This window comes from Xanthomonas sp. AC360, assembly GCF_979258225.1.
Genome location: NZ_OZ409846.1, coordinates 3,468,479 through 3,486,433 on the forward strand (window position 1 = coordinate 3,468,479; position 17,955 = coordinate 3,486,433).

The 17,955-nt window shown below is 64.3% G+C and carries 20 protein-coding genes; 6 read left to right on the top strand and 14 right to left on the bottom strand.

The features are described from left to right. Positions 1–82: 82 nt before the first annotated feature. The 14 genes from ACZZ0O_RS14905 to ACZZ0O_RS14970 form a co-directional block, all read right to left on the bottom strand. Positions 83–790 carry a tetratricopeptide repeat protein gene (locus ACZZ0O_RS14905; protein ID WP_463591150.1) on the bottom strand — a complete coding sequence of 236 codons (708 nt, stop codon included), beginning with the start codon at positions 788–790 and terminating at the stop codon, positions 83–85. Further along, on the bottom strand, positions 784–1,266 hold the full coding sequence (locus tag ACZZ0O_RS14910; RefSeq protein WP_115527569.1) for a cytochrome c-type biogenesis protein: 483 nt from the start codon (positions 1,264–1,266) through the stop codon (positions 784–786). The genes ACZZ0O_RS14905 and ACZZ0O_RS14910 overlap by 7 nt, the downstream gene beginning before the upstream one ends. Continuing rightward, entirely contained in the window at positions 1,266–1,808 is a 543-nt protein-coding gene (locus tag ACZZ0O_RS14915) for a DsbE family thiol:disulfide interchange protein (protein ID WP_463591151.1), read from the bottom strand. Before ACZZ0O_RS14915 ends, ACZZ0O_RS14910 begins: the two co-directional genes overlap by 1 nt. Beyond that, positions 1,805–3,793, bottom strand: coding sequence for a heme lyase CcmF/NrfE family subunit (locus tag ACZZ0O_RS14920; RefSeq protein WP_463591152.1), 1,989 nt, complete (start codon positions 3,791–3,793; stop codon positions 1,805–1,807). The genes ACZZ0O_RS14915 and ACZZ0O_RS14920 overlap by 4 nt, the downstream gene beginning before the upstream one ends. Before the next feature lie 63 nt (positions 3,794–3,856). After that, positions 3,857–4,327, bottom strand: a complete 471-nt coding sequence (gene ccmE, locus ACZZ0O_RS14925; protein ID WP_463591153.1) for a cytochrome c maturation protein CcmE — start codon at positions 4,325–4,327, stop codon at positions 3,857–3,859. Then, positions 4,324–4,530 (bottom strand): heme exporter protein CcmD, encoded by a 207-nt coding sequence (gene ccmD, locus ACZZ0O_RS14930; RefSeq protein ID WP_115527573.1) that lies wholly within the window; start codon positions 4,528–4,530, stop codon positions 4,324–4,326. Before ccmD ends, ccmE begins: the two co-directional genes overlap by 4 nt. Further along, on the bottom strand, positions 4,527–5,285 hold the full coding sequence (gene ccmC, locus ACZZ0O_RS14935) for a heme ABC transporter permease CcmC (RefSeq protein ID WP_055844428.1): 759 nt from the start codon (positions 5,283–5,285) through the stop codon (positions 4,527–4,529). Before ccmC ends, ccmD begins: the two co-directional genes overlap by 4 nt. Before the next feature lie 10 nt (positions 5,286–5,295). Then, entirely contained in the window at positions 5,296–6,615 is a 1,320-nt protein-coding gene (locus tag ACZZ0O_RS14940; RefSeq protein WP_463591154.1) for a S8 family peptidase, read from the bottom strand. After that, positions 6,612–7,262 (bottom strand): zf-HC2 domain-containing protein, encoded by a 651-nt coding sequence (locus ACZZ0O_RS14945; RefSeq protein WP_161961783.1) that lies wholly within the window; start codon positions 7,260–7,262, stop codon positions 6,612–6,614. The genes ACZZ0O_RS14940 and ACZZ0O_RS14945 overlap by 4 nt, the downstream gene beginning before the upstream one ends. Continuing rightward, a complete protein-coding gene (locus tag ACZZ0O_RS14950; RefSeq protein ID WP_193552531.1) occupies positions 7,259–7,852 on the bottom strand; it encodes an RNA polymerase sigma factor in 594 nt (197 codons plus the stop codon). The genes ACZZ0O_RS14945 and ACZZ0O_RS14950 overlap by 4 nt, the downstream gene beginning before the upstream one ends. Before the next feature lie 51 nt (positions 7,853–7,903). Next, positions 7,904–8,566, bottom strand: coding sequence for a TorF family putative porin (locus tag ACZZ0O_RS14955; RefSeq protein WP_323522185.1), 663 nt, complete (start codon positions 8,564–8,566; stop codon positions 7,904–7,906). Between the two features lie 526 nt (positions 8,567–9,092). Beyond that, on the bottom strand, positions 9,093–9,482 hold the full coding sequence (locus ACZZ0O_RS14960; protein ID WP_463591155.1) for a c-type cytochrome: 390 nt from the start codon (positions 9,480–9,482) through the stop codon (positions 9,093–9,095). Positions 9,483–9,505: 23 nt separating this feature from the next. Next, positions 9,506–10,852, bottom strand: a complete 1,347-nt coding sequence (locus tag ACZZ0O_RS14965; protein WP_323517018.1) for a cytochrome C — start codon at positions 10,850–10,852, stop codon at positions 9,506–9,508. 71 nt (positions 10,853–10,923) lie between these two features. Next, a complete protein-coding gene (locus tag ACZZ0O_RS14970; protein ID WP_463591156.1) occupies positions 10,924–11,544 on the bottom strand; it encodes a cytochrome b in 621 nt (206 codons plus the stop codon). A gap of 300 nt (positions 11,545–11,844) precedes the next feature. On the opposite strand from ACZZ0O_RS14970, the gene ACZZ0O_RS14975 reads away from it, so the two are divergent. From ACZZ0O_RS14975 to ACZZ0O_RS15000, 6 genes are read left to right on the top strand one after another with little or no spacing between them, the layout of a single operon-like run. Beyond that, on the top strand, positions 11,845–12,339 hold the full coding sequence (locus ACZZ0O_RS14975) for a sugar 3,4-ketoisomerase (RefSeq protein ID WP_323522147.1): 495 nt from the start codon (positions 11,845–11,847) through the stop codon (positions 12,337–12,339). A gap of 12 nt (positions 12,340–12,351) precedes the next feature. Then, positions 12,352–13,464, top strand: coding sequence for a DegT/DnrJ/EryC1/StrS family aminotransferase (locus ACZZ0O_RS14980; protein WP_463592463.1), 1,113 nt, complete (start codon positions 12,352–12,354; stop codon positions 13,462–13,464). Further along, a complete protein-coding gene (locus ACZZ0O_RS14985; protein WP_115511982.1) occupies positions 13,461–14,714 on the top strand; it encodes an O-antigen translocase in 1,254 nt (417 codons plus the stop codon). The genes ACZZ0O_RS14980 and ACZZ0O_RS14985 overlap by 4 nt, the downstream gene beginning before the upstream one ends. Next, on the top strand, positions 14,711–15,649 hold the full coding sequence (locus tag ACZZ0O_RS14990) for a glycosyltransferase family 2 protein (protein ID WP_115527581.1): 939 nt from the start codon (positions 14,711–14,713) through the stop codon (positions 15,647–15,649). The genes ACZZ0O_RS14985 and ACZZ0O_RS14990 overlap by 4 nt, the downstream gene beginning before the upstream one ends. Before the next feature lie 20 nt (positions 15,650–15,669). Continuing rightward, a complete protein-coding gene (locus ACZZ0O_RS14995; RefSeq protein WP_463592464.1) occupies positions 15,670–16,791 on the top strand; it encodes a hypothetical protein in 1,122 nt (373 codons plus the stop codon). A gap of 39 nt (positions 16,792–16,830) precedes the next feature. Then, positions 16,831–17,673 (top strand): Wzz/FepE/Etk N-terminal domain-containing protein, encoded by an 843-nt coding sequence (locus ACZZ0O_RS15000; RefSeq protein ID WP_463591157.1) that lies wholly within the window; start codon positions 16,831–16,833, stop codon positions 17,671–17,673. Positions 17,674–17,955 lie beyond the last annotated feature (282 nt).

The following is a 17,955-nucleotide window of genomic DNA, read 5'->3' on the forward strand; positions in this document are numbered from 1 at the left end:
CGCACCATGACACCCGGCAATGCGCCTAGCGAGCTGACGTCGCCGCCTCAGGCACGCCTGCACGTGTTTTGCGCTGCTATCTTCAGCGTGCAGCACGCCCGGATTGCCGCGCGCTTGCCATCGATTCGGCCACGGCAATCTTGTCCGCCACCGCGTTCTGCATCGGCGAGCCGGGTTCCAGCAAGCCATGCAGATGCCGCCAATGGGTGGTGGCTGCGGCGTAGTTGTGCTGCTGGAAATCACTGATGCCCAGTAGCCACAGCCCACGCTGATTGTCCGGCTCGCGCGCGATCAGCTGCTGCAACCGCGTCCGCGAGGCCGCATCGATGGCGAAATCGCTGTGTGTTGCCATGTCGGCGGCGATCCAGCCGACGATGGCCGCGCTGGTGTCGGGCGCGATCTTCAGTGCCTGCGCGTAGGCATCGCGCGCCTCGGCGGAGCGGTTGTTCTGCTCATGCGCTTTGGCCTGTTCCATCCACGAAGTGAGCGCTGCCAGTTGCGCCTGTTCGGCAGCGCTAGGTTGTGGTGGTACCGCATCGGCTGCAGCAGCCGTTGCGATGGGCGCCGTCTGCGGTGCCGTCACGTAGACCGCATGTGCGATCGCATCTGGTGCGCCAACCAGCCGATACAGGCCGGCGGTGGCGATGGGCAGGCCCAGTACCAGCAGAACCGGCAGCGTGTAACGTGCATTGCCATTGCGCGTGGGTGTGCGCATCAGCGGCAGCAGTAATAGCAGTAGCGCAACCACCACCAGCGCAGCGCTCAAAAAATAAAAACCCGTCATCACCATTCTTCCTCTGCCTGCGGTGCCACCGCAGTGCCGACACGTGCGCGTTTACGCACGGTGTGAATCACTACCGCAGCGCCGGCGCCCAACATCAGCAACGGCCCGAACCACAACAGCCAGGTGCCGCGCTTGACCGGCGGGTCGTACAACACAAAATCCGAATAGCGGTCGACCATGTACTGCTTGATCTGCGCATCGCTCTTGCCGGCCTGCAATTGCGCGAACACCTGATGACGCAGATCGCGCGCCAGGGTGGCATTGGAATCGGCCAGGTTCTCGTTCTGGCACACCAGGCAACGCAGTTGCGCGGTCAGTTGTTGATACCGCGCTTCTTCGCTGCGGTTCTTGAACGGCAACGGGTCCACCGCCTGCGCCTGCACGCAGGGCGCGAGCACTATTCCCAACAGCAGCACCAGCAACAGGCGCAGCTTGCGCGCCTGGTCACGCCGATGCGCCTGAAATACGCCATATCCCAGCATCACGGTGCGCCCTTGGGCAGTGCGGCGATGGCAGGCAGCAGCTCATCGTTGATGACATCGGGGGTGAGCACGCCGATGTGCTTGTAGCGGATCATGCCCTGCGCATCGATCAGGAAGCTTTCCGGCGCGCCGTAGACGCCGAAATCGATGGCGGTCTGGCCGGCTTCATCGGCGATGACCACCGCGTACGGATTGCCCAAGCGTGCCAGCCAGGCAGTCGCATCGGCCGGCGCGTCCTTGTAGTTGTAGCCGACCAAGGGCACACCGAGCCGGCTGGCCTGCGCCATCAGTACCGGATGCTCGTGCACGCATTCGGCGCACCAACTGCCGAACACGTTGAGCACATACGGCTTGCCCAGCAGTTGCTCACGGGTGACAAGCTGGTCGGGCGCATCCAGCCGCGGCAGCGAGAAGGCCGGTGCCGGTTTGCCGATCAATGGGGAGGGCACATCACGCGGGTTGTGCTGCATGGTCCAGTAGATGCCGAAGCCGAACAGGGCGGCGACCAACAAGAACCCCAGCAAGGGCAGCATGCGCTTCACGGGTGCGACTCCTGCGCGATGATGGGCGCTTGGTATGCGGGCGATGCAGCCGCCTTGGCTGCGGAGACCGGCGCGCGAAAGCGCCGAGCGCAGGCGCTGACGAAGCCGCCCAGCATCATCAACAGGCCGCCGGCCCAGATCCAGCGGATGAAGGGCTTGTAGTACAGCCGCAAGGTCCAATCGTGTTCGATGTGCTGGTCGTCCAGCGGCTCGCCGAGCGCGACATAGAGATCGCGGGTGATGCCGGGATCGATCGCCGATTCGGTCTGGATGCGTTCGCTGCTGTACAGGCGTTTTTGCGGATGCAATTGCGCAATCACCTTGCCATCGCGGCTGACCTGCACGCTGCCTTGTTCGGCCTTCCAGTTCGGCCCGTCGACCAGCTGCACACCGTCGAAGCGGAACGCGTAGCCGGCAATGTCCGCGCTCTGGCCGGGCGACAGCCGTACATCGCGTTCGACCGACAGGCTGTCGGAGATCAGCACGCCGGCGACGAACACCGCCACCCCCGCATGCGCGATCAACATGCCGGCCATCTCTGCCGGAAAGCGCCGCCCACGCGGCATCTCGCGCCAACGTTTATAGACATACAGCGCCGTGCCGGTGGCCACCCAGGCTGCCACGCCAATGCCGGCGATGGCCTTGGCCTGGCCCTCGGCAAACAGGCTGCCGACCAGCGCGCAGGCGATTGCAGCGATGCCGGCGCGGGCACCCAGCGCCTTCAAGGGGGCGGCGTCGGCCTGGCCCCAGCGCAGGTAGGGGCCGAACGGCAGCAACAGCACCACCGGCAACATCAGCAACGGGAACAGCAGGCCGAAATACGGCGGCCCCACCGACACCTTGCCCAGGCCGAAGGCATCGGCAATCAGCGGGAACAAGGTGCCCAGCAACACCATCGCTGCGGCGACGGTAAGCAATAGATTGCCGATCAGAATCCCAGTTTCGCGCGAGGCGGCGGCAAACGGTTTACCGCTGGCGATTCTGGGTGCGCGCAAGGCGTAGAGCAGTAACGAACCACCGACCACTGCGACCAGGAAGATCAGGATGTACAGCCCGCGGCGCGGGTCGGCGGCGAACGCATGTACCGAGGTCAGCACACCCGAGCGCACCAGGAAGGTGCCCAGCAGCGACAGCGAGAACGCCAGGATCGATAGCAGGATGGTCCACGCACGCAAGCTGCCGCGTTTTTCGGTCACCGCCTGGGTGTGGATCAACGCGGTGCCCACCAACCACGGCATGAAACTGGCGTTTTCCACCGGGTCCCAGAACCACCAGCCGCCCCAGCCCAGTTCTGCATACGCCCACCAGCTACCGGCCACGATGCCGGCGGTGAGGCAGGCCCAGGCCACATTGGTCCATGGCCGCGCCCATCGCACCCAGGCCTGCTCCAGTTCGCCGCCCAGCAGGGCCGCCACCGCGAACGCAAAGGCCACCGAGAAACCGACATATCCGGTGTAGAGCACCGGCGGGTGGAAGGTCATGCCCGGATCCTGCAACACCGGATTGAGCTCGTTGCCGTCCAGCGGAATCGGCGACAGCCGCCCGAACGGATTGGAGGTCAGCAGGATGAAGGCCAGAAAGCCCACCGACACCAGGCCCAGCACCGCCAACACGCGTGCAGCGAAATACTGCGGCAGATGCCGGCTGAAGGCGGCCAGCAACACCGTCCAGGTGGCAAGGATGGCGATCCACAGCAGCAACGAGCCTTCATGCGCGCCCCACACCGCGGCGAAGCGGTAGTACCAGGGCAGGGCGATGTTGGCGTTGGCGGCGACATAGCCGACCGAAAAATCCAGCGACAGCAGCGACCAGGCGAGCAGGCCGAAGGCCATCCACACAAACACGGCCTGGCCCACCGCTGCCGGCCGCGCGACGCCCATCAAGGCGGTATTGCCGCGCCAGGCACCGATCAGCGGCAACACGCCCTGGGCAAGCGAAAGCAGCAGCGCCAGGATCAGTGCGATCTGGCCGAGTTCAGGCGTCATGAGTGGGTCGCAGCGTGCGGCAAAAAGAGATTGGCGAGTGAGCGGCGCGCAGCCAACGCCGCCTCAACGCGGCGCGGCCAGCGGCATGGCGGTGGCGGGGATCGGCTTGCCGACATGGCCTTCGGCCATCGCGTCCTTGAGTTCTTTCGGCATGTAGGTTTCGTCGTGCTTGGCCAGCACTTCGTTGGCGACAAAGCGTTCGCCCTGCATGCGCCCGTTGGCGATTACCGATTGGTTGTCGCGAAACAGGTCCGGCAGGATGCCGGTGTACTCGACCTGGGTGGCCGCATGTTTATCGATGACGGTGAAGCTGACTTTCAGCGAGTCGCTGGCGCGCTGGATCGAGCCGGCCTTGACCATGCCGCCGAGACGGAACTGTTGATAGCTGGCCGCTTCGCCGGCGTGCACCTGGCTGGGCGTGAACAGGTAGCTCATGTTCCGCTGCAGCGCGAACACGATCAGCGTCACCGCGAGCGCGGCGGCGGCGATGACGCCAAGCACCAGCCACAGACGTTGTTTGCGCGTGGCATTCATGGCGCGTCGCGCTCCAGCGTTGGCGCCGGTTGATCGCGCGCACGACGCGGAGTTTGCCGTTGCAACTGGCCACGCAGTTCGCGCGGCAGGCGTCGGCGGCGCAACCACGGCGCGGCCAGGTCGGCCAACAGCACCAGCACGAACAACGCGTAGGACGTCCACACGTATTGGCCGTAGCCGCCCATCGCCAAAAACGTATTCATGCGGTGCGCTCCGTCAATACGATGCGGCGCGCCCAGTCCTTGCCGCTTTCCAGCGCCAGCAGGTCCACGCGCACGCGGCCGAACAGGCTGGCGACGTAGTAGCACTTGGTGGCCAGCATCATCGTCAGTAACGGCCACAGCATGTCCGCGCCCATCTTTGAGGGGCCGAGCAGGCGCACGGTGGAGCCCTGGTGCAGCGTGTTCCACCACACCACCGAGTAATGCACGATGGGCAGATTCACCAGGCCGACCAGGGCAAGCAAGCCGGCGGCACGCATCGCCTGACGACGGTCTTCCACCGCGTGGTACAGGCCCAGCACGCCCAGATACAGAAACAGCAGCAGCAACTCCGAGGTCAGTCGCGCGTCCCAGGTCCACCAGGTGCCCCACATCGGCTTGCCCCACAGCGAACCGGTGCACAAGGTGATGAAGGTGAACGCCGCACCGATCGGTGCCGATGCCATGGTCACCACTTCGGCCAGCTTGATCCGCCACACCAGCGCGATAAACGCCGACACGCCCATCGCTGCGTAGATGAAAAGACTCATCCAGGCACTGGGCACGTGGATGAAGATGATGCGGTAGGCATCGTGCTGCTGATAATCCGGCGGCGCCAGCACCAGCCCGCCGTAAGCGGCCACCGCGCCGAGCAGCAAGGCCAGGCCCAGCGCCCACGGGCGCACGCGTCCGGCGAAGCGGTAGAACGTCGGCGGCGAGCTGAGTTTATGCAGCCACAAGGGAATCCACTTGGCCATGCCGGTGTCGTCAGTTGGAATGTTTGGAAGGCGACAGCGCATCGACGGCGGCGCCTGCATTGACCTGCAGCTGGCCGTCGGAGACCTTGCTGGTGCGTTGCAACAGGTCGCGCAGCGCAGTGGCATCCATCGACGGCGACAGCGACAACAGCAGTGCGGCCATGCCGCTGACATGCGCGGTGGCCATCGACGAGCCGGAGGTGAAGTCGTAACGGCCGTTCGGCTGGGTGGTCAGAATGTCCTTGCCGGGTGCGCTGAGCACGCCGGGCATGGCGGTGGTGGCGCTGCTGCTGCGAACCACCAGCACGCCGGGCACATCATTGGGAAAGCCATCCAGCCGCCCGTTCGGCGGCATTGCCGCGACCACGATGCGGCCTTGCTGCACCAGATGCAGCAGCATCTTGCTCAGCAGCGGGTCGGCCGGGCCGCCCAGGCTCAGGTTGACCACGCGTGCGGAGCTGTTGTTGATCGCCGCCAGCGCCTTGGCCAGGGTGAAGGTGTTGCAGCGTGCGGTGGCGCCGACCGTGGGCGCATACCAGCACGCCTTGTAGACGCTCAGCATGGCCTTGGGCGCCATGCCGACGATGCCTTGATGGTTGTTGCTGCCGGCCGCAATGATCCCGGCCACTTCGGTGCCGTGCGAATCGCTGCTGGTCATGCCCGGCTTGTCGTCGACCAGGTCGTGCACGTCGCGGATGCGCGATTTCAGATCGGGGTGGTTGGTGTCCACGCCGGTATCGACCACTGCCACCAGCACACCGCGCCCCTGGGTGACAGCCTGCGCGCTGGCGGCATCGGTATCGATGAAGCCACGCTGCATGTCCACGTATGGGTCGTTGTAGCCGGACAACGGCGTGGTCTTTTCCGCCGCATCGGTAGAAAACACCGAGAAATCCTGCACCGGCTGCACTAGCTCCACGCCCTCGTCGTCAGCCAGCGCGGTGACCAGCTCGTCGCGCGACACGCCCGGTGGCGGCTGCAGCACCGCGCAATACAGGCCCAGCGAGGTGATCGGCCAGCCGGACACTTCGCGCAGCTTGTAACGCTGCTTGATGGCTTCCATGCGCACGGCGGCCTTCTGGCCGGCGCCGTAATAGCTGGAGGCGTAGCCGATCAGGCTGGAGCCGGCACGGGCCGGCGGCGCGCTGAGCGGATTGGCCACCGCCAGCAGGATGTCGCGGCTGCTGTCGGGCGTATGCGCATCGGCGGACGTCGCGTTGGCGTTGGCCACATCCTCAGCAGTGTTCTGCAACGCTGCGGCATGCGCATTGCCATGCACGCCCATGCTGAGCAGTGCGGCGACCAGGCCGATGGCGAAGAAACGGCTCATGGGGCGGAGACGATCTCGGCCAGCCGGATGCCCGGATTGGCGCGCAGTTGCTGCACGGTCCGTTGCGGCTGGGCCGGCGGCTGCGGCGCAGCAGGCACCACGGTGTAGGCGCCCATGTCGTTGGGCCCACCGATGACCTGCAGCTGCTGCGCATGCAGCAGTCGATCCCAGTCGGCCACGGTCATGCTGGCATCCGGCACCACGCGGATGGCGCCTTGCGGCACCGGCAGCGCAGTGGCGCTGCTGAGTGTGCGGTAGTCGTGCGACGGTGCCGGCGAGGCCAGCTTGACGCCCATGACACCCAGGCCGATGGCCTGTACCAGCGCGGCGGCGGCCAGCGCACGCACGGTCCAGCTGCCGGAGCGGCGCACGGCCGGTGCCGGTGCGATGCGTACCTCGGGTGCATCCAGACGACCGAGCAGGCGTTGCAGGCCGGCGTTGGCGTCCAGCTTGACCGCCGACGGTAGCGCCAGCGCCTGACGCAGGCGATTTTGCTGGGCGAACTCGGCGCTGCACGAGGTGCATTTGGCCACGTGCGCGATCAGCCAGGTGTTTTCTTCCTCGGTCGCGCTATCCAGCAGAACGGCCGGCATCAGTTCCCAGGCGTGCGAGCATTCCTTGCCAGGCGCGATGAAAAACGTCTTCATTGCAGGGTCTCCGTGTAAGGGGTGTTGCCGGCCAGGCCGGGCAGCACATTGCGTAATTTGACCCGCGCATGAAACAGCCGGGCTTTGATCGTGCCCACCGGGCACTGCATGATTTCGGCGACTTCTTCCAGCTTGTGGCCGACGCCGTAGACCAGTTCGATCACCAGGCGCTGATCCGGCGACAGCCGTTCCATGCCCTTGTCCAGCCAGTCGCGTAGCTCGCGGTCGTCGTTGTCGTCGGTGCTGGGGGCGTGGTCTTCCACCAAGACGGTATCGTCGATGGACTCGCCATCGTGCTGGCGCAGGCATTTGAGCCCGCAGCGGTAAGCGATGCCCATGATCCAGGTCGACACTTGCGAGTCGCCACGGAAATCGCCCGCTTTTTGCCAGGCAATCCAGAAGCAGTCGTTGATGGCCTCTTCGATGATGTCCGGGCGGCGCGTCAGGCGCGACAAAAACCGGCACAAGCGGCCGTGGTAGCTGTGGTACATGCTCGCCAGTGCGTCACGATCGCCCGCAGCCATGCGGCGCAACAGCATGCGGTCGGTGGCATCGCCAAGGGTGTCGGACTCATTCATCGAAGCAGGCATGGGGTAGGACACCTCTAGGTGCCCGCAGGCGGGCGAAAGGTTGCGGTTGAATCAGAAACTGCGGGACACCATGCCCACCCACGGCGTTTCGCCGGGCCCGCCTTGCGCGCGCGGGGTGTTGTTGCTGGTGACGACCCGGTCCAGCTTCACTGTCCATGCCGCGCGGCTCCACTTCAGGCCAACTTGCCCATACCGATAGCGGCCGGAACTCTGGGCGCCGTAGGACATCGCCGGAAAGTCCGAGATGCCGGCACCGGCCGAGAGGCTGAAATCCCCCGTCAGCGGCACGTTGGCGGTGACGTCGACCACCATGTTCCAGGGCGAGCGTTGCGCGCGCGGGAAATTGAAGCTGGAGAGCGAGAAGGTGAGCGTGTCGCGGTAGGACCAGGCCAGGCTGGCTTCCTGGCGGTCGAAGCTGCGCGACTGGCGGTCGGCCGGATAGGCGTAATACAGCAGGCTGGCCTGCATCTGCCAGCGATCGCCCAGCATCCAGCCACGCGCGCCCTGGAACGTGAGCGCCACCGGGTCGCTAAAGGAGGGCGACTGCAGCGCCGCGGAGGCCGATATCGACCAGCCGGGCGAGGGCAGCCAATAGCTGGCTGCCTGCAAGGTGACGCGGTTGGGTGCGATGGAGATGCCGCGGTCGATCAAGGTGGACGCCACCGCCACTGCGCCGCCGACGTTGTCTGCCACTGCAGTGCCGCAGGGGCCCATGACCAGCGCAAGCAGCAACGCGCGACGCAACCCCAGCTGCCGGCACCGCTGTAACTGGCAAGGCACCCTCGGCAGGATGGGAAGGCGCGGCTGTCGTGCCGAGCCACTCGCGGGCCACGGCTGCCCGTCGCAGACGGTGTGGCGTCGCGGTCGGCAAGGGGACGGCTTGGCGGGCGAAACGTTCGGCAAGGGCGTGGGACGTGGACCGTAGCGGTGCGCGATGGTGACCCATCACGCGGGGCGAGACCGCCGTGTCTGTGGCGGTTCCGTCCGTATACGCGAAGGGTTCGTGTCAGGCAACGCGGGCCGTGCACCTGTGCAGGTGCAGCGGTGACCCGCATGCAGGCCGCGGACACTGCGGCCGGCACGCTGTACCGGGCTTGAAGCGATCCTCATAATGGCACGCGTCGCGTTCAGGCCTGCGCGGGCGATACCGCACACCGGCACGTCACTTCTGACCGCGCCGATTGCGCTTGCGCCATGCGTGCCGGCCCGGCCAGTGGTGCCAAGGCGGGCCGGCACACTCTCAACGCAGGTTGCTGAGGTAGGTGACCAGGGCGTCGAGTTCCTTGTCGTCTTCAAGCCCTTCGTACTTCATCTTCGTATTCGGCAGCGTGGCCTTGGAATCTTTTTTGAGGAAGTCCTTGAGGCTGGCGGTATCCCAGGTGCGCTTGCTTGCCTTGAGATCGGCCGAGTAGCCGCTGAAGTCCGCCACGGTGGCTGCGGGACGATTGACGATGCCGAACAGCGACGGGCCTTTCTTGTTCTTGCCCTGCGTCGCGCTGTGGCACTCGGCGCATTCGCTAATGAACACACTCTTGCCATCGGCGGCGCGTGCCGAGCCGGGCAGCAGTGCGCCGGCCAGCAGCAGGCCGGCCAGCGACGCGCAAAACAGGGTTGGGTGGAATGACTTCATGGGGGTCCTTACGTGTGGGGGGATCAGAACGTCAGATTGACCGACATGGTGAAGCTGTCCAGATCACGCGGGTTGGTGATCGGCGGGCCGCGGAACACGTTGGAGGTGCTGCCGTTGAACTTGTCGAACCGGAACCAGCCCGCAGACAGACGCAGGTTGGCGATCGTGGTGTAGGTGCCTTCCTTGCCGAACGGAGTCCAGTACAGAAGGATCAGATTGCTGGTGGTGTCCGGAATGCCCACCGGCGAATAACGCGCCGCATCGAACGAGCCGGTGTTGATCATGTGCGCGGCCAACACGCCGTAGGTCTGCTTGAACGCGTAGTTCATGCTGATGGTCTGATCGCGCACGTTGCCGCGCTCCAGCGCGGGCATGGTCGGGTCGGCCGACATCAGCGGGGTGCCGTATTTGCGGCGCTCGTAGATGTTGACGTAGGCCAGCGACATCACGTGCTCGCGGGTGCCCAGGAACTGATAGGTCAGGTCGTAGCCGAAGTCGGTGAGGTCGTCGCTGGGCCCGTTGCGCGGACGCTGGCGGCGCGTGTTGAGCGCAGTCAGGCCGACCGAGAAGAACTGCCGCTTCATGTCCTTCATATAGGCAAGACGCGCATAGCTGGTATCGCTGAGCTTGCCCGGGTCGCCGTTGATCGGCCAGCCGAGGCGATCCTGCGCAGACGGCGACAACGCGCTGTAGCTGCCCACTTCGCCGTACCAGTTGCGGTCGTACAACCCGTACACGCTGGCACCGATGACGCGGTTGGACAGCGACGAGGAGCTGAGCATGGTGGACGCGCCGCCGTTGGAGGCCGGCGTCAGGGTGGAGGCATTGGGCAACACATGGATCGGGTCGGAGATGCCCGGATTGTTGTTGACGCTGACGCCGATCATGGTGTCCTTGCCGGCCATCTGGAACGGCTTGCTGACAAAGCGCAGATCCACATCGTCCAGGCGCGTATCGAAGGTGGCGTTGCCGCTGTTGTTGGAGCGGATTTTGGAGTAGCCGCCGATGTTGTCGTTGACGCGGCCGGCCAGATACAGATCGGCCTGGGTCAGGCGTGCGGTGCTGTCACCACGGCTGGGATTGCTGCGCGCCCAGGTGAGCTGACCGGACACCGGAATCTTGGTGCCTTCGCCATTGGTATCGGTGAAACCGCCCAGCTTGAAGCGCATGCCGTAGGGCGTCAGCGACGGACCATAGGAGCCGATATGGCAATCCGCGCATGAAGAACCGGTTTGCCGGGCGAACGAGGGAATCGCCTGTGCCTGCGTGCTGGCCAGCAGCAACAACGGGCCGGACACGCATAACAAGGACGTCAGGGAAGCGGTGCGCGATGCGCTGGTGCGGCGCGGAGCAGGCTGGGAGATAGGCATGGAAAGTCCTTGTTCGACGGTGCGGGGTTCAACGGAGAGAGAGCGGACGAGGGCGAGGGAGGTGCGGCGACTCATGCGCGCTTGCCCGGCAGCACGCGGTACAGCAGGCCATCGCGCAGCACCAGGTGATGCCAGAGCGCAGCGCCGATATGCAGGGTTACTAATGCCAGCAACGCCCAGGCGGCATTCAAATGCCACACGCCCAGGGTGTCGCCCAGATCCGGGTCTGCCTCGATGAGATTCGGCAGCGCCAGCCCGAACAGATAAACCGTCTTGCCGAACGCGTTGCTCAGCGACCAACCGATCAACGGCAACGCAAGCATCAGCCCGTACATCGCCAGATGGGTGCCGCCTGCGGCCAGGCGCGTGATCAAAGATGCGGGCGGGCCGGGTGGCAGCGTGCGCAAACGCAGCCGCAGGCCGACGCGCAACACGAACAACAGCAGCACCATCAGGCCGAAATGGCGATGGCCTTCGAGCAACCATTGACGCAATGCGCGTCCATCGAGCTCGGCGCGCAGCAGAATCAGGCTGGCCGCCATCACCAGGCATAGCACGGTGAGCCAGTGCAGCACCCGCATCGGTTTGGGTAAAGGCGTCGCGCCCGCCGCAGGCGCCGCCTGTGTCGAGGAGGGCAGCGCTGTGGCGCTGCCGGTGGCTGCCGTGTCGGGAGCCTGGGGGGATGGGTGCATCTGGTTGGTGTCCTCACCGGTGGTGGTCGTTGGTTCCGGCAGTGCGTGCTGCGCTGCCAGGCCTGGCTCCCCACGCCGGCCGGAACTGCGGCCAGGTGAACGTGCACCGATATGTGCGGAGCTACCGATGAAAGGTTGCGTCGCCACAACGAATTTTTATCGTTCCGGAATGCGCTCGAAGGCGAAGCTGCGCTTGCACGCACGTGGCTTCGCAGGGTCGTGACGTCGCGCAACCTTTCGCGCATCCCGGCGCACTCAGGCATGTCGCACTACGTGCAGTCAGCGCTTACGCCCCGGATCATGGCCTTCGAACCCATCCAGTTGCATACCCACGGCGACGATCGTGGCCTGCTCATTTCGTTGGAGCAGCAGCGCAATGTCCCGTTCGAGATACGCCGCGTGTATTACCTGTTCGGTACCCGCAGCGGCGTCCACCGCGGCCAGCACGCGCATCGCCAGCTCAATCAGCTGGCGGTGGCCCTGCATGGCTCGGTGACGATCCTGCTGGACGAAGGCAAGGGCGATGGCCCGACCGAGGTGACCTTGAACGACCCCTCGCAAGGCCTGCTGCTGGGCCGCATGGTGTGGCGCGACCTGCATCATTTCAGCCCCGACTGCGTGCTGATGGTGCTGGCCGACCAGCTCTACGACCCGGGCGATTACATCCTGGATTACGACGAATTTCTGGGCGAAGTGCGTGGGGAGCAGGAACAAGCGCGTGGGGAACAGGAACAGTTGAGTGCACACGCCAGCATTGTCGCGGGCAGGATCGCACTGCTGGGAGCGCAGTCGTAAATGGTCGGCTTGATGGATGTGCCGTTCCTGGATTTACGCGCGGTCAACGCACGTTACGCGGATGAACTCAAAGCCGCTGCCGCGCGGGTGATCGATGCTGGCTGGTATGTGCTCGGCCAGGAACTGGCTGCATTCGAAGAAGAGTTCGCCAGTTACTGCGGCGCGGCGCATGCGGTCGGGGTGGGCAATGGGCTGGACGCGTTGTCGCTGATCCTGCGCGGCTACCGCGAGCTGGGCGTGCTACGCGAGGGCGATGAGATCATCGTGCCGGCCAATACCTTCATCGCGACGTTTCTGGCGATCAGCCAGAACCATCTGGTGCTGGTACCGGTGGAGCCGGACCCGGTCACCTTCAATATCGACCCGGCCAGTGTGGAAAAGGCGATCGGGCCACGCACCCGCGCCATCATGGCGGTGCACTTGTACGGCCAGCTGGCTGACATGGCGGCGCTGCAGACGCTGGCGCATCGCTACGGGTTACTGCTGATCGAAGATGCAGCGCAAGCGCATGGTGCAGCGATGCAGGGCAAGCGTGCAGGTGCTTTCGGCGATGCCGCCGCGTTCAGTTTCTTTCCGACGAAAAATCTTGGTGCGCTGGGCGATGGCGGCGCAGTCGTGACTTCCGATACGCGATTGGCCGAGCGCATCCGCGCGCTACGCAACTACGGCTCGGAAGTGAAGTACCAGCATCTGTATCAGGGCGTGAACTCGCGCCTGGACGAGCTGCAGGCCGCCTTGCTGCGCGTCAAACTGGGTTATCTGGACGAAGAGATCGCGCTGCGGCGCGCGGTGGCGCGGCGTTACCTGCAAGGCATCGACAGCCCCTTGATCGTCTTGCCGACAGTGGTCTCCGACGAACAACATGTCTGGCATCTATTCGTGGTGCGCAGCCCACAGCGCGATGCCTTGCAGGCGCATCTCTTGCGCCATGGCATCCACACCCAGATTCATTACCCGGTGCCGCCGCATCGGCAGCCGGCCTACGCAACACTCGGCGATGCGTGCCTGCCGGTGAGTGAGCGCCTGCACGCCGAAGTGCTGAGTCTGCCGATGGGACCCGCGCTGGATGCAGCGTCGGTGGAACGCGTGATCGCCGCCTGCCAATCGTTCGGCACCGGCGCATGAATCTGGTGCGCAGCAGCGCCTACACCGGCGTCGCGACGCTGGCGAAGTTGCTCGCTGCGCTGGTGGTGGTCAAGCTGGTGGCCGTCTACGCCGGGCCGCAGGGCGTGGGGCGACTCGGCCAGTTTCTCAATGTGATGTCGGTGCTGGCGGTGTTGGCGGGTGGTGGCATCAGCGCTGGTATCGTCAAATACGTCGCCGAGTACCGCGACGACCCGCCGGCCCAGGCGCGCTTGCTCAGCGCGGCGTTGTGGTACGCGTTCTGTGCGTCTTGCGTGCTGGCGGTGCTGGCGGTGGCGTTCAGCGGGTTGCTTGCCGAGCGGCTGTTGGGCGATGCCAGCTACCAACCGCTGATTTGCGTGCTGGCAGTCGCGCAGTTGGGCATCGCGCTGGTCAATTACATTCTTGCAGTGATCAACGGGTTTATGGATGTGCGCCGCCTGGCCATCGTGCAGGTGAGCGGCGCGGTAATCAGCGTTGCGCTGGTTGCATGGCTGTCCAGCATGGCGCAGCTGCAGGGTGCATTGCTCGCACTGGTGCTGGGGCAGGTGGTGTGGCTGTTGGCGGGGGTGCCGGCGCTGCGGTGCAGCCCATATTTTCGGCGCGAGATGTTGCGCCCGCGCTTCGATGCGGTGATGACACGCAGGCTGGCGGCCTTTTCGGTGATGACGCTTACCTCCACCTTGGTGCCGCAGCTGGTAATCATTCTGGTACGCGACCATCTTGTTGCCCGGTTTGGGTGGGAGCAGGTGGGCTACTGGCAGGCAGTGAGCCGGGTGTCGGATGCCTACCTGCTGTTTTTCACTACCGCCATCAATGTGTATTACCTGCCCAAGCTGGCCTCACTGCATGCGCGTGCCGCATTGGGGCGCGAGCTGCGCGCTGCGTATCGTTACGTGATGCCGGCGGTGATCGTGATGGCGTTGGGTGTGTATGTCTGCCGCGATTGGGTGACCTGGCTGTTGTTCGACCCGCAGTTTGCTGCGGCCAGAGCGCTGTATGGCCCGCAGCTGGTGGGCGATGTGGTCAAGATCGCCGCCTTCGTGTTGTCGTATGTGATGTTGGCCAAGGCCATGACGCGCTTGTTCGTGGTGTCCGAATGCGTGTTTGCCGCTAGCTATCTGGGGTTGGTGTACCTGTTTACCGGGTACTTCGGGCTGATCGGTGCGATGTACGCCTTCGTCGCCAACTACGTGCTCTATCTGCTGTTCAATATCGTGGTGGTGCGGCGCTATCTGGTGCAGCCGGCATGAACGATCTTACGCAACCGGCAGGGCGCGCGCGCTGGCCCTTGGTGTCGGTGTTGATCCCCGCGTTCAACCATGAGCGTTTCGTGCAGCGTTGCCTGGACAGCGTGTTGGAGGACCCGTACCCGTGCAAGGAGATCGTCATCATCGACGATGGTTCCAGCGATGCCACCGGCGAAAAGATCGCCCAGTGGATCGCCGCTCACGGGCATCGGCTGCCGGTGCAGTTCGTGCAGCGCGCGAATCGCGGTGTGACAGCGACGCTGAATGAGGCTGCGCGATGTGCGCGGGGTGACTATCTGCGCATCGTCGCAAGTGACGACTATCTGATTCGAGACGGTCTCGGCAGGCAGGTCGCTTATCTTGAGGGCAATTTCCGTAAATCCGCTGTCATTGGCGATGCGATCGTTGTCGATGCGGAGGGCAGGCAATTGCACCAAAGTGCGATGCGTGACCTTCACTTGGCTAACAAGAAATTGTACGGATCCGATGCAGGGATCCGTCGAGCTGTTATCAGTGAATGGGCGGTGAGTGGCGCCGTCATGATGCTCAGGCGTAGCGCCTTCGATAAAGGGATGACGTGGGATGAGACGCTCAGGATCGAGGATTGGGATTTCTTTCTTCGATTGGTTGCCGGCGATCATCTAGGGTTTATTGACGTTGCCGTGTGTGCATATCGGTTGCATGAGACCAATGTGAGTAAGACGCGAGATGTCGAGAGGCGATTGGAAAATCTGAGTGAGTTTGCAAGGGTTGCAGCGCGCAGCTGTGATCTATTCACAGGTGTCGAGTCGTGGATGCTGCGTGCCAAGTTGAGTTTAATACACGCAAAGATGTCTTTTCTGCGAAGAAGATACCCCTCCGTCCTTTGGCACCTCGCGGCACATTCGGTCAGGAACTTCATTGCTCTGTGCAGTTCGAAGACAGGGGTGTTGGGGTGACCATCACGGTTGGATCGTTGATGCGGAGGCCTTACACGTACTTGGCTATCCCCATCGTCATCAGCTGTTTCATCACAGCTGTCACTTACGAACTTCCACGTGGATACTCGCAAGGACTCGTCTGGCTACTTGCGGCGGCGATGGGCGTGTTGGTTCTGGACTTGGTGGTTGGAACCAAGTTACCGAGCTTCGAACGTTTCCGTCGTCATCGCTACGCCGGAACCCGCGATGCGTTTCTGGCGATGACGCTGGCAACCGTGGTCACGGTGTTTTGCATTGTCGACGTGGTGGTGTTTCCGATTCCGTTATTCAGCGATCCATCGTCGTATGCCACCTTGAGCCCGTTGCGTTCGCACGTGCGGCATATCTCCAACATGTGCTGGATCCTGCCGCCGATTGCGCTGCTCTGCGTACGCCATCGCGGCCTGCGCGCGGCAATGGTGACGTTTGGATTTGTGTTCCCGATCATGGTGATCGACCGCAATCGCATCTTTGCCGGCCTGTTCTCGTTCGTGCTGGTGATGGTGTTGCGGCGGGACCCGGCGCGCACGTTGCCGTGGAAGACCATCGGTGCGCTGGTGCTGGCAGGTGGCGGCGTGTTCTCAGTGCTCGGTGCCTTGCGCTCCGGCTCGCTGGCAACCGTGGCATTGCCGTTCAGCGCGTTTTACCGTGCCATGCCGCAGGGCGTGCAGTGGCTGCTGCTGTACATCAGTGCCGGGCCGTACAACTTTGGCGCCATCCTCGCCAAGGGCTACGAAAACGCCAGTTTTCTGATCAACCAGCTGGTGCCGTTCAGTGGTTCGATTGCCACCGCCGATACCAGCATTCCACTGGATGCGCCCAACATCAATGTGGGCACGGAGTTCTTTCCGTTTCTGATGGCCTGGGGCGCGCCGGGGGCGTTGCTGGCGCTGTTGGCGTTGTATGCCGGCCTGGTGTGGAGCGTCCGCCGCCTCAATAGCTCGCTGTCGATTTTCCACGTGCTGATTTTCTTACGTATCGCCTACGCCTGCCTGATGTCGCCATTCGCGCCTCAGGCGTTCACCTGGACCAACTTTGGCTTCATTGCGCTGTGTTTGGTGCTGCACGCCTGCACCGTGTTGTTGCCCACCCGCCATGCAGCACCCCCATCTGTCGCGTAAGCGCGGCAACCCACTGTCACGTATCAGAGCCTGCGCACCATGAATCAACACGACGAAATCTATCTGATCGATCTGTGGCGCATCCTGCGGCGCGAATGGCGTTGGGCGCTGGCTGCGTTGGTGCTGGTGCTTGGCATGACGTTCGTCTTCCTGCGCGTGGCAAAGCCGCAGTGGGACGCCACCGCGTGGATCCAGGTGGGCGAGATCGGTCCCACGCCTGCCGGCCGCGACCCCAAGGTCGAGCCGTTCCAGCGGGTGATCGATCGCATGAAGACGCGGCTGTTTCAGGACGCTGTCCTGCACCAGGCCGGGGTGCCGCTCAAGAGCCGTGCCGCGCAGCTGTATCGCGGTAGCCTGAAGCCGGATCCGGACCCATACGCCAATCTCATCGGTGTGACCATTCGTGCCGAGTCGGCGCATCAGGCGCGCACGTTGGCGATGGCCACCGTCACTGCATTGCAGAGCTTGCATGGCGACACCAATGCCGCTGCGCTCGCGCTTGCGCGTACTCGCCTGCAGGGGCTTGACGAGGATCTGCGCGTTGCCATGCTCAATCGCGAGCAGCTGCAACAGCAACTGCAAGCCGGCACCGCAGCAAGTCCGGCGCAGGTGCTGGCCGGAGTGTTGCTGACCGACAACACCGCCACCATCCGGGCGATCAAGAGCGAGCGCGACGATCTGATCGCGCGGCTGACCGCGCGTTACACCTATCAAACCTCGCTGGCGTGGCCGTTGTATGTGCCCGAGCAGCGGGCGTTTCCGAATGCGTTGATGGTCTGGGCGGTCGGTCTGCTCGGTGGAGCGGGCTTGGGCGTGCTGGTGGCGGTGGTGCGCAATGCCTGGCGTCGCCGCCGTGCTGAAGGCGCCGGTGCCATCGCTTAAGAGCTAGCAAACACGATTGCGCGCACCGGCATGCGGGCGCAGCCGCATGCCGGTGCGGCATGGACCATGCGTTCGCTCCGGCGTTGGGTGCGCCGTGCAGAATACTCCCAAAGTTCTATTAGCCGCTCCATGACAAGCGCTCGCCGCCGTCCACTGCGCGTGCGTCAGAAGTGGCGGGCCGATCCTTGACAGCGCCGTTGGCACGCGCATGCGCGGCACGTCGTGATTGATACGCGCAGCGCTGCCAGCGGGGTTTTGTCACCGCTGGATCTGTCTCTAGTC

What these genes read in the sequence shown, in the direction of transcription:
- ACZZ0O_RS14905 (WP_463591150.1), bottom strand. Translation starts at nt 790, where the DNA reads ATGGTGATGACGGGTTTTTATTTTTTGAGCGCTGCGCTGGTGGTGGTT.
- ACZZ0O_RS14910 (WP_115527569.1), bottom strand. Translation starts at nt 1,266, where the DNA reads ATGCTGGGATATGGCGTATTTCAGGCGCATCGGCGTGACCAGGCGCGC.
- ACZZ0O_RS14920 (WP_463591152.1), bottom strand. Translation starts at nt 3,793, where the DNA reads ATGACGCCTGAACTCGGCCAGATCGCACTGATCCTGGCGCTGCTGCTT.
- ccmE (WP_463591153.1), bottom strand. Translation starts at nt 4,327, where the DNA reads ATGAATGCCACGCGCAAACAACGTCTGTGGCTGGTGCTTGGCGTCATC.
- ccmD (WP_115527573.1), bottom strand. Translation starts at nt 4,530, where the DNA reads ATGAATACGTTTTTGGCGATGGGCGGCTACGGCCAATACGTGTGGACG.
- ccmC (WP_055844428.1), bottom strand. Translation starts at nt 5,285, where the DNA reads ATGGCCAAGTGGATTCCCTTGTGGCTGCATAAACTCAGCTCGCCGCCG.
- ACZZ0O_RS14940 (WP_463591154.1), bottom strand. Translation starts at nt 6,615, where the DNA reads ATGAGCCGTTTCTTCGCCATCGGCCTGGTCGCCGCACTGCTCAGCATG.
- ACZZ0O_RS14945 (WP_161961783.1), bottom strand. Translation starts at nt 7,262, where the DNA reads ATGAAGACGTTTTTCATCGCGCCTGGCAAGGAATGCTCGCACGCCTGG.
- ACZZ0O_RS14950 (WP_193552531.1), bottom strand. Translation starts at nt 7,852, where the DNA reads ATGCCTGCTTCGATGAATGAGTCCGACACCCTTGGCGATGCCACCGAC.
- ACZZ0O_RS14955 (WP_323522185.1), bottom strand. Translation starts at nt 8,566, where the DNA reads ATGGGCCCCTGCGGCACTGCAGTGGCAGACAACGTCGGCGGCGCAGTG.
- ACZZ0O_RS14960 (WP_463591155.1), bottom strand. Translation starts at nt 9,482, where the DNA reads ATGAAGTCATTCCACCCAACCCTGTTTTGCGCGTCGCTGGCCGGCCTG.
- ACZZ0O_RS14965 (WP_323517018.1), bottom strand. Translation starts at nt 10,852, where the DNA reads ATGCCTATCTCCCAGCCTGCTCCGCGCCGCACCAGCGCATCGCGCACC.
- ACZZ0O_RS14970 (WP_463591156.1), bottom strand. Translation starts at nt 11,544, where the DNA reads ATGCACCCATCCCCCCAGGCTCCCGACACGGCAGCCACCGGCAGCGCC.
- ACZZ0O_RS14975 (WP_323522147.1), top strand. Translation starts at nt 11,845, where the DNA reads ATGGCCTTCGAACCCATCCAGTTGCATACCCACGGCGACGATCGTGGC.
- ACZZ0O_RS14980 (WP_463592463.1), top strand. Translation starts at nt 12,352, where the DNA reads ATGGATGTGCCGTTCCTGGATTTACGCGCGGTCAACGCACGTTACGCG.
- ACZZ0O_RS14985 (WP_115511982.1), top strand. Translation starts at nt 13,461, where the DNA reads ATGAATCTGGTGCGCAGCAGCGCCTACACCGGCGTCGCGACGCTGGCG.
- ACZZ0O_RS14990 (WP_115527581.1), top strand. Translation starts at nt 14,711, where the DNA reads ATGAACGATCTTACGCAACCGGCAGGGCGCGCGCGCTGGCCCTTGGTG.
- ACZZ0O_RS14995 (WP_463592464.1), top strand. Translation starts at nt 15,670, where the DNA reads ATGCGGAGGCCTTACACGTACTTGGCTATCCCCATCGTCATCAGCTGT.
- ACZZ0O_RS15000 (WP_463591157.1), top strand. Translation starts at nt 16,831, where the DNA reads ATGAATCAACACGACGAAATCTATCTGATCGATCTGTGGCGCATCCTG.